Source organism: Pseudomonas sp. GD03858, assembly GCF_029840925.1.
Lineage (GTDB): Bacteria > Pseudomonadota > Gammaproteobacteria > Pseudomonadales > Pseudomonadaceae > Aquipseudomonas.
In genome coordinates, this window is sequence record NZ_JAOCDM010000156.1 from 1 (window position 1) to 9082 (window position 9082).

Consider the following 9082-nt stretch of genomic DNA (forward strand, 5'->3'; position numbering starts at 1 on the left):
CTCGGCGATCAGCCAGTCCATGCGGAAGCTGCCAGCGGTCTGCGCCAGTTCCTTGGCCAGCCACGGCAGCAACGTCTTGAGTTCGTCTTCCAGGCCCCACGGCGGGTTGGCGATGGCCAGGCCCGAACCGTTCAGGCCCTGCGGGCTGTCCTGATGGTGCACGTAAAGCTCGACCCGCAGCAGCTTCGGCGCGCCGGTGCTGGTCAGGTCCTGATAGAAACGGGTCAGCGACCGCTGATCCTTGATCGGGTACCAGATGGCCGCGACGGTCTGGCGCATGCGACCGATCGCCTCCTTCATCGCCACACAGCAGCGCTTGAGCTCGTCGGCCTGCTCGAACGGCGGGTCGATCAGCATGATCGCGCGCTTTTCCTGCACCGGCAGCAGGGCCCGCGGAATGTGCCAGCCTTCGCCCAGGTGCACGGTGACCCGCGGATCCTTCTTCATGTTCTCCTTGAGCAGCGCCCCATCTTCAGGGTGCTTCTCGTTGAGCAGGGCACGGTCCTGCTGGCGCATCAGCCGGCGCGCCAACTCCGGCGAACCCGGGTAGTAACGCAGCTCGCCATCCTGGTTCAGGCGCTTGATGATGCGCAGGTAGTCGGCGGTCGCCTCCGGCAGGTCGTCGCGGTTCCACAGGCGGGCCACGCCCTCGAGGTATTCGCCGGTACGGCTCGCCTGGTCGCCTTGCAGGTCGTAGAGACCCAGGCCGGCGTGAGTATCAATGTAGGCGAACGGCTGCTCCTTGCGCGACATCAGGGCGATGAGGCGGGTGAGCACGATGTGCTTGAGGACGTCGGCGTGGTTGCCGGCGTGGAAGGCGTGACGATAGTTCATGAGGACTCCTGCGGGGGCGCCAAGTTTACCTTGTCGCGAGGGAGTCGTCAGGTGCGCCGGTCAGTGCTGAAGCAATCGCGGGTAAACCCGCTCCCACAAGGACAGTGAAATCCCTGTGGGAGCGGGTTTACCCGCGAAGAAGCAGACGCCGATTCAGCAGGCGTTACTTGTCGGCGTGATACGCCGCATCAGCGGTTTCAAAACGCGAAACCATGCTGTTCGTCGGGCTGCCCAGCTTGCTCACCACGAAGATGGCGATGCTGGCGAACAGGAAGCCCGGGATGATCTCGTACAGGCCCAGGCCCACGTAGTTCTTCCACAGGATCACGGTCAGCGCGCCTACCACGATACCGGCCAGGGCGCCGTTGCGGGTCATGCCCTTCCACAGCACCGAGATCAGCACCACCGGACCGAAGGCGGCACCGAAACCGGCCCAGGCGTAGGCCACCAGGCCCAGCACACGGTTTTCAGGGTTGGAAGCCATGGCGATGGCGATCAGGGCAACGGCCAGAACCATCAGGCGACCGACCCAGACCAGCTCCGTCTGCGAGGCGTTCTTGCGCAGGAACGACTTGTAGAAGTCCTCGGTCAGGGCGCTGGAGCACACCAGCAGCTGGCAGCTCAGGGTGCTCATCACCGCCGCCAGGATGGCCGACAGCAGCACACCGGCGATCCACGGGTTGAACAGGATCTTGGCCAGCTCGATGAACACGCGTTCGTGGTTTTCGGTGACCGGACCGGCCAGATCAGGGTGCGCCGAGAAGTAGGCGATGCCGAAGAAGCCGACGGCACAGGTACCGCCCAGGCACAGGATCATCCAGGTCATGGAGATGCGGCGGGCATTGGCGATCGACTTGACCGAATCGGCGGCCATGAAGCGCGCCAGGATGTGCGGCTGGCCGAAGTAGCCCAGGCCCCAGCCCATCAGCGAGATGATGCCGATGAAGGTCGCGCCCTTGAACATGTCGAAGTGCGCCGGGTTCACCGCCTCGATGGCCATGAAGGTGGTGTCGAAGCCACCGGTGGAGATCAGCACGATGATCGGCGTCAGGATCAGCGCGAAGATCATCAGCGAGGCCTGCACGGTGTCGGTCCAGCTCACCGCCAGGAAACCACCGACGAAGGTGTAGGCGATGGTCGCGGCGGCACCGGCCCACAGCGCGGTCTCATAGGACATGCCGAAGGTGCTTTCGAACAGGCGGGCACCGGCGACGATGCCGGAAGCGCAGTAGATGGTGAAGAACACCAGGATGACGATCGCCGAGATGATCCGCAGCAGGCCGGTCTGGTCTTCGAAGCGGCTGGAGAAGTAGTCCGGCAAGGTCAGGGCATCGCCATTGTGCTCGGTCTGCACCCGCAGACGGCCAGCGACGAACAGCCAGTTCAGGTAGGCGCCGACGGTCAGGCCGATGGCGATCCAGGCCTCGGAAAGGCCCGCGAAGTAGATGGCGCCCGGCAGGCCCATCAACAGCCAGCCGCTCATGTCCGATGCGCCGGCGGAAAGCGCGGTAACCACGCTGCCGAGGCTACGGCCGCCGAGAATGTAGTCGGAAAGGTTCTTGGTGGAGCGATAGGCGGCGAAGCCGATCAGCACCATTGCCGCAATGTAGACCACGAAGGTGATCGTTAGTGGATTGCCCATGAGTTGTGCCCTGGCGTTGTTTTTATCTCTTGCGACCACCGCGTGTGACGACGGTTGCACCCAGGCGGCGCATCCTATGCAACAACATGAACGAGGTGCAACCATTTTTCATTTGCAAGTTGCACCCCGCTGTGGATTTTCGGATAAAGCTCACTTTTTGCTCCTTTTCGGAGCAAACACAGCCTTTTCCATAAGAAAAAGCACCAAGAACGACCATTTCAGCTGTACGGAAATATCCTTCAGACGAGTTGCACCTTTACCCTGGCAATTTCGGGTTGCACCCGGTTGCACCCGAATTCTCCTACAGCTAATCTTGCCGCCAGCTTAGGCCACATCCGTGGCCAATAACGAGGATAAGAAATGGCGACGACCACCCTTGGGGTCAAACTCGACGACCCGACCCGTGAGCGACTCAAAGCAGCTGCGCAGTCCATCGACCGCACGCCGCACTGGTTGATCAAGCAAGCGATCTTCAACTATCTCGAGAAGCTCGAGGGTGGCGCCACCCTGAACGACCTCAACGGCCATGCCGCCGCTGGCGACGACGCCGGCGAAGTCGCCGCCGACCACGCCCACCAGTGCTTCCTGGAATTCGCCGAAAGCATCCTGCCGCAGTCGGTACTGCGCTCGGCGATCACCGCCGCCTACCGCCGCCCCGAGCAGGAAGTGGTGCCGATGCTGCTGGAGCAGGCACGCCTGCCGGCCGCCCAGGCCGAAGCCACCAACAAGCTGGCCGCAAGCCTGGCCGACAAGCTGCGCAACCAGAAAAGCGCAGGCGGCCGCGCCGGCATCGTCCAGGGCCTGCTGCAGGAGTTCTCGCTGTCGTCCCAGGAAGGCGTGGCGCTGATGTGCCTGGCCGAAGCGCTGCTGCGCATCCCCGACAAGGGCACCCGTGACGCGCTGATCCGCGACAAGATCAGCACCGGCAACTGGCAGCCGCACCTGGGCAACAGCCCGTCGCTGTTCGTCAACGCCGCCACCTGGGGCCTGCTGCTGACCGGCAAGCTGGTCAGCACCCACAACGAATCCGGCCTGACCTCCTCGCTCACCCGCATCATCGGCAAGAGCGGCGAGCCGATGATCCGCAAGGGCGTCGACATGGCCATGCGCCTGATGGGCGAGCAGTTCGTCACCGGCGAGACCATCGCCGAAGCCCTGGCCAACGCCAGCAAGTTCGAAGCCAAGGGCTTCCGCTACAGCTACGACATGCTCGGCGAAGCCGCGCTGACCGAGCACGACGCGCAGAAATACCTGGCCTCCTACGAGCAGGCGATCCACTCGATCGGCAAGGCCTCGCACGGCCGCGGCATCTATGAAGGCCCGGGCATCTCGATCAAGCTCTCGGCCCTGCACCCGCGCTACAGTCGCGCCCAGTACGAGCGCGTGATGAGCGAGCTGTACCCGCGCCTGCTGTCGCTGACCCTGCTGGCCAAGCAGTACGACATCGGCCTGAACATCGACGCCGAGGAAGCCGACCGCCTGGAGCTGTCGCTGGACCTGCTCGAGCGCCTGTGCTTCGAGCCGTCGCTGGCAGGCTGGAACGGTATCGGCTTCGTCATCCAGGCCTACCAGAAGCGCTGCCCGTACGTGATCGACTACGTCATCGACCTGGCCAAGCGCAGCCGCCACCGCCTGATGATCCGCCTGGTGAAGGGCGCCTACTGGGACAGCGAAATCAAGCGCGCCCAGGTCGAGGGCCTGGAAGGCTATCCGGTCTACACCCGCAAGGTGTACACCGACGTGTCCTATGTCGCCTGCGCGCGCAAGCTGCTGGCCGTGCCAGAAGCCATCTACCCGCAGTTCGCCACCCACAACGCCCACACCCTGTCGGCCATCTACACCATCGCCGGGCAGAACTACTACCCGGGCCAGTACGAGTTCCAGTGCCTGCACGGCATGGGCGAACCGCTGTACGAGCAAGTCGTGGGCAAGATTTCCGAGGGCAAGCTGAACCGTCCGTGCCGCGTGTACGCACCGGTCGGCACCCACGAGACCCTGCTGGCCTACCTGGTCCGCCGCCTGCTGGAAAACGGCGCCAACACCTCGTTCGTCAACCGCATCGCCGACCACTCGATCTCCATCCAGGAACTGGTCGCCGACCCGGTCGCCAGCATCGAGCGCATGGGCACCCAGGAAGGCAGCATCGGCCTGCCGCACCCGCGCATCCCGATGCCGCGTGAGCTGTACGGCAGCGAGCGGGCCAACTCGGCCGGTATCGACATGGCCAACGAACACCGCCTGGCGTCGCTGTCCTGCGCCCTGCTGGCCACCGCCCACAACGACTGGAAAGCCACCCCGCTGCTGGCCTGCGCCGCCAGCGAGCAGCCGGCCGTGCCGGTGCTCAACCCTGCCGACCACCGCGATGTCGTGGGTCATGTGCAGGAGGCCACCGTCGCCGATGTCGACAACGCCATCCAGTGCGCGCTGAACGCCGCACCGATCTGGCAGGCCACTCCGCCAGCCGAGCGCGCCGCGATCCTCGAGCGCGCCGCCGACCTGATGGAAGCCGACATCCAGCCGCTGATGGGCCTGCTGGTACGCGAAGCCGGCAAGACCTTCGCCAACGCCATCGCCGAAGTGCGCGAGGCCGTGGACTTCCTGCGCTACTACGCGGTGCAGGCACGCAACGACCTGCGCAACGACAGCTGCCGCCCGCTGGGTCCGGTAGTCTGCATCAGCCCGTGGAACTTCCCGCTGGCGATCTTCTCCGGCCAGGTGGCCGCGGCCCTCGCCGCCGGCAACCCGGTACTGGCCAAGCCGGCCGAACAGACCCCGCTGGTCGCAGCCCAAGCCGTGCGCCTGCTGCTGGAAGCCGGCATCCCCGAAGGCGTGCTGCAACTGCTGCCGGGCCAGGGCGAAACCGTCGGTGCCGGCCTGGTCGGTGACGAGCGCGTCAAGGGCGTGATGTTCACCGGTTCCACCGAAGTCGCTCGCCTGCTGCAACGCAACATCGCCGGCCGTCTGGACAACCAGGGCCGCCCGATCCCGCTGATCGCCGAAACCGGCGGCCAGAACGCCATGATCGTCGACTCCTCGGCGCTGACCGAGCAGGTGGTGATCGATGTGGTCTCCTCGGCCTTCGACAGTGCCGGCCAGCGTTGCTCGGCCCTGCGCGTGCTGTGCCTGCAGGAAGACTCCGCCGAGCGCGTGATCGAAATGCTCAAGGGCGCCATGGCCGAAAGCCGCCTGGGCAACCCGGAGCGTCTGTCCGTGGACATCGGCCCGGTAATCGACGCCGAAGCCAAGGCCGGCATCGAGAAGCACATCCAGGGCATGCGCGACAAAGGCCGCACCGTCTACCAGGTGGCCATCGCCGAAGGCGAGGAGATCAAGCGCGGTACCTTCGTGATGCCGACCCTGATCGAGCTGGAAAGCTTCGACGAGCTCAAGCGCGAAATCTTCGGCCCGGTGCTGCACGTGGTGCGCTACAACCGCAAGGACCTGGACCAACTGATCGAGCAGATCAACGCCTCCGGCTACGGCCTGACCCTGGGCGTGCACACCCGTATCGACGAGACCATCGCCAAGGTGGTGGACAACGTCAACGCCGGCAACATGTACGTCAATCGCAACATCGTCGGTGCCGTGGTCGGCGTGCAGCCGTTCGGCGGTGAAGGCCTGTCGGGCACCGGCCCGAAAGCCGGCGGCCCGCTGTACCTGTACCGCCTGCTGTCGACCCGCCCGGCCGACGCCATCGCCCGCCACTTCCAGGCCGACGATGCACGCAGCCAGGCTGACACCACCCTGCGCGACCAGCAGCTCAAGCCGCTGACCACCCTCACGACCTGGGCGGCCAGCAGCCAGATGAGCGACCTGACCGCGCTGTGCGAGCAGTTCGCCGAGCAGTCGCAGAGCGGCATCACCCGCGTGCTGCCAGGCCCGACCGGCGAGCGCAACACCTACAGCGTGCTGCCACGCGAACACGTGCTGTGCCTGGCCGACAACGAGGCCGACCTGCTGGCCCAGCTGGCGGCGGTACTGGCCGTGGGTAGCTCGGCGGTGTTCCAGGACGGCGAGCCGGCCAAGACCGTGCGCGGCCGCCTGCCGAAGGAGCTGCAAGCGAAGATCAAGCTGGTGGCCGACTGGAGCAAGGACGAGGTGGCCTTCGATGCGGTCATTCACCACGGCCACTCCGACCAGCTGCGCGGCGTGTGCGAGCAGGTGGCCAAGCGTGCCGGCGCGATCGTCGGCGTGCACGGGCTGTCGAGCGGCGATCACCAGATCGCCCTGGAGCGCCTGGTGATCGAGCGGGCGGTGAGCGTGAACACCGCGGCGGCAGGTGGTAACGCCAGCCTGATGACCATCGGCTGACGCTGACGGTCGTTGAACGGAAAAGGAGAGCTCAGGCTCTCCTTTTTTGTGGGAGCAACTGTCTTGCCGAGATTTCTCAACCTGGCACGGTCCCTGTAGGAGCGGCCTTGCGTCGCGAAAGGGCTGCGCAGCAGCCCCGGGATTTCAGCGTTGTTGCAAAGATCGCCGGGGCTGCTTTGCAGCCCATCGCGACACAAGGCCGCTCCTACAGGTTTTTCATCAACTTCAAGCCCCCGTAGGGCTTGCCCGCGAAGAGGCCGGCACTGGCAGCACAAGTCTCAATGCTTCATGCCGAGCTCGGCATCATCCATCAGCGCCTTGGCCAGCGCGCTCAGGTAGTACGAGGCCCAGAGCAACTGGGGCTTTTCCTCCATGATCCCGGTGATGGTCAGGTCGCGTACGCAGCCCATCAGCTCCGAGGCCTGGTCGCGGGCATGCTGGCAGGGAATGCCGGGTTCGATGCAGAACAGTGGGTCGGTCATGCCTTCGCCTTGATAGAACTTGGTCTTACCGACGGTGGTGGGGGTGTTGTCTGTGGTCATGGTTGTTCTCCCTGAAAGGGTCGGTGCCTGTGCGGGCCTCTTCGCGGGCAAGCCCGCGAAAGGGCCAGACCAGGCAACTCATGCCTCGCGGCCTAATGCAACGTCGGCGCCTGCACTGGCATCTGCACCGGGATCAACGCCGCTTCGAGCAACACACGCAGCGACTCCATTTCATGCATCGATGCCATCATCAACACGGCAGCCGGCGACCTGGGTTTGAGCTGCACGGCATGATGGGCCACGGTCAAGGCGCAAGGGCCGTACTCGGTGGCCTGGATGAGGGTGTCTTCGAGGGAGTGAGGGTTGTGGGGTGGATCGGGGACGATCTTTAGCATGGTATGGCTCTCTCAAAATGGGCCACCACCATCTGCTGTCAAACAAAAGGGTGGCAGCTGTACGTGGGTTGACAGACCGGTGAGAGAACCTAACCCGGCGCACACAAGGTGCCCCACGCACAACAGCCATAACGCGGAAGCCATGCGCAAGGTTCTCAGCGGCCTGTCAAAGCCGATCGCTGCATTCGCAACGACCGCCCGAGACTAGTGACCAACCCAGAGCACCGCAATGGCTTGTAAGGGGGCAGAAGTATGTTTGGGAAATGGACTACATGGAATAGGGGAAGTCTCGGGATCTGCGTAGGAAACACGGCAGAGGTAACCCTTGGGGCCAGCGCTTCCAGGCCCATAGCTACGATCGCATGAGGGCGTCCAAGCGCTGGACGAAAGCCTTGCAGCGCGTTTGAAATCGAGCGCCGCCCGCGCGGCGCATCGCGACGCAAGGCCGCTCCTACATCTGTTTCGGGCCAATGAGTCCTGTGAAAGTACCGCTGCCCGCCTTGGCGCATGCCTTGAGTCATGTGGGGCGGCAGCAACGCCCACGCTGAAATTGTGTCGAGCCAACAAGGCGGACCAGGTAATGGCACAGGAGAGACTGGCCCGAAACAAATGTAGGAGCGGCCTTGCGTCGCGATGCGCCGCGCGGGCGGCGCTCGATCTCATGGGCGCTGAAGAACTTTCGGCGAACACCTGGCAGCCCTCACCTAATCAGGAAAAGCCCGCGCAACTAAAGCGAAGCAACCATCACGCAGATTTCTTTTTCACCGTGAATTCAACTTCCAGATCAGCATTCGCCAGGATATTCACCAATGCATCCAGCGAGAACTTGTCTATCTTGCCATTGAGCAAGTCACTCAAGCGTGGCTGAGTCAGATGCAGTCGCCGTGCTGCGTCTTTCTGCGGCAGATCCCAAGACCGGACAATCCTGGTCAACACCCTCATCAGCTTCGCCCGAAGCCGCAGGTTCTCGGCCTCTTCGGGTGAGTCGAACAGCGCATCCCATACCGAAGTGGAGCGTTCGTTTGTCATCGCAAATCCCTCTGTGCATCCATCTCGTTCAAACACTGTCGACTCCAGCTCAGCAGGCGCCCAACAATTTGTATCGCGCTCTCGCCAGATCGATATCACGCTTTTCCGTCTTCTCGGTCGTCTTGCGAAACGCGTGCAGGACATAAACCGCTTCTGGTCGACTCACGACGTAGAACACCCGAAACGCCCCGTCCCGACACTTGATGCGGATTTCCCGCGTCCCAGGCCCAACGCTTTCCATTGGTTTCCAGTCGAAGGGGGCCTCACCGTCCTGGATCAGCTCCAGCTGATACCCGGCCCGCTGCCTTGCCACAATCGGAAAGTCCCGCAGGTCCTGCTTGCTGCTACCCAACCATTCGATTGGCTTTTGTCCATCATGCATCCTGTAC

The 9082-nt window shown here is 63.9% G+C and carries 7 protein-coding genes; 1 reads left to right on the forward strand and 6 read right to left on the reverse strand.

Annotation, left to right across the window (positions count from 1 at the left end; all coding sequences use genetic code 11):
• Both rlmJ and putP read right to left on the reverse strand, forming a co-directional pair.
• Positions 1-834, reverse strand: an 834-nt coding sequence (rlmJ, locus tag N5D48_RS24605) for a 23S rRNA (adenine(2030)-N(6))-methyltransferase RlmJ (RefSeq protein WP_279888633.1), incomplete at its 3' end; no start/stop codon positions are given.
• 163 nt (positions 835-997) lie between these two features.
• Positions 998-2476, reverse strand: a complete 1479-nt coding sequence (putP, locus tag N5D48_RS24610; RefSeq protein WP_279888635.1) for a sodium/proline symporter PutP — start codon at positions 2474-2476, stop codon at positions 998-1000.
• Positions 2477-2836: 360 nt separating this feature from the next.
• On the opposite strand from putP, the gene putA reads away from it, so the two are divergent.
• Entirely contained in the window at positions 2837-6787 is a 3951-nt protein-coding gene (putA, locus tag N5D48_RS24615; protein ID WP_279888637.1) for a trifunctional transcriptional regulator/proline dehydrogenase/L-glutamate gamma-semialdehyde dehydrogenase, read from the forward strand.
• A gap of 278 nt (positions 6788-7065) precedes the next feature.
• Here putA and N5D48_RS24620 read toward each other — a convergent pair whose 3' ends face one another.
• The 4 genes from N5D48_RS24620 to N5D48_RS24635 all read right to left on the reverse strand — a co-directional run bounded on the left by N5D48_RS24620 (position 7066) and on the right by N5D48_RS24635 (position 9075).
• On the reverse strand, positions 7066-7329 hold the full coding sequence (locus tag N5D48_RS24620; RefSeq protein WP_050704112.1) for a DUF3077 domain-containing protein: 264 nt from the start codon (positions 7327-7329) through the stop codon (positions 7066-7068).
• Between the two features lie 92 nt (positions 7330-7421).
• Positions 7422-7664: a hypothetical protein gene (locus N5D48_RS24625; RefSeq protein ID WP_279888640.1), complete on the reverse strand. Its 243-nt coding sequence runs from the start codon at positions 7662-7664 to the stop codon at positions 7422-7424.
• A 744-nt stretch (positions 7665-8408) separates the two neighbouring features.
• Positions 8409-8693: an XRE family transcriptional regulator gene (locus N5D48_RS24630; protein ID WP_279888641.1), complete on the reverse strand. Its 285-nt coding sequence runs from the start codon at positions 8691-8693 to the stop codon at positions 8409-8411.
• Positions 8694-8742: 49 nt separating this feature from the next.
• Positions 8743-9075 (reverse strand): type II toxin-antitoxin system RelE/ParE family toxin, encoded by a 333-nt coding sequence (locus tag N5D48_RS24635; RefSeq protein ID WP_279888642.1) that lies wholly within the window; start codon positions 9073-9075, stop codon positions 8743-8745.
• Positions 9076-9082: the final 7 nt, after the last annotated feature.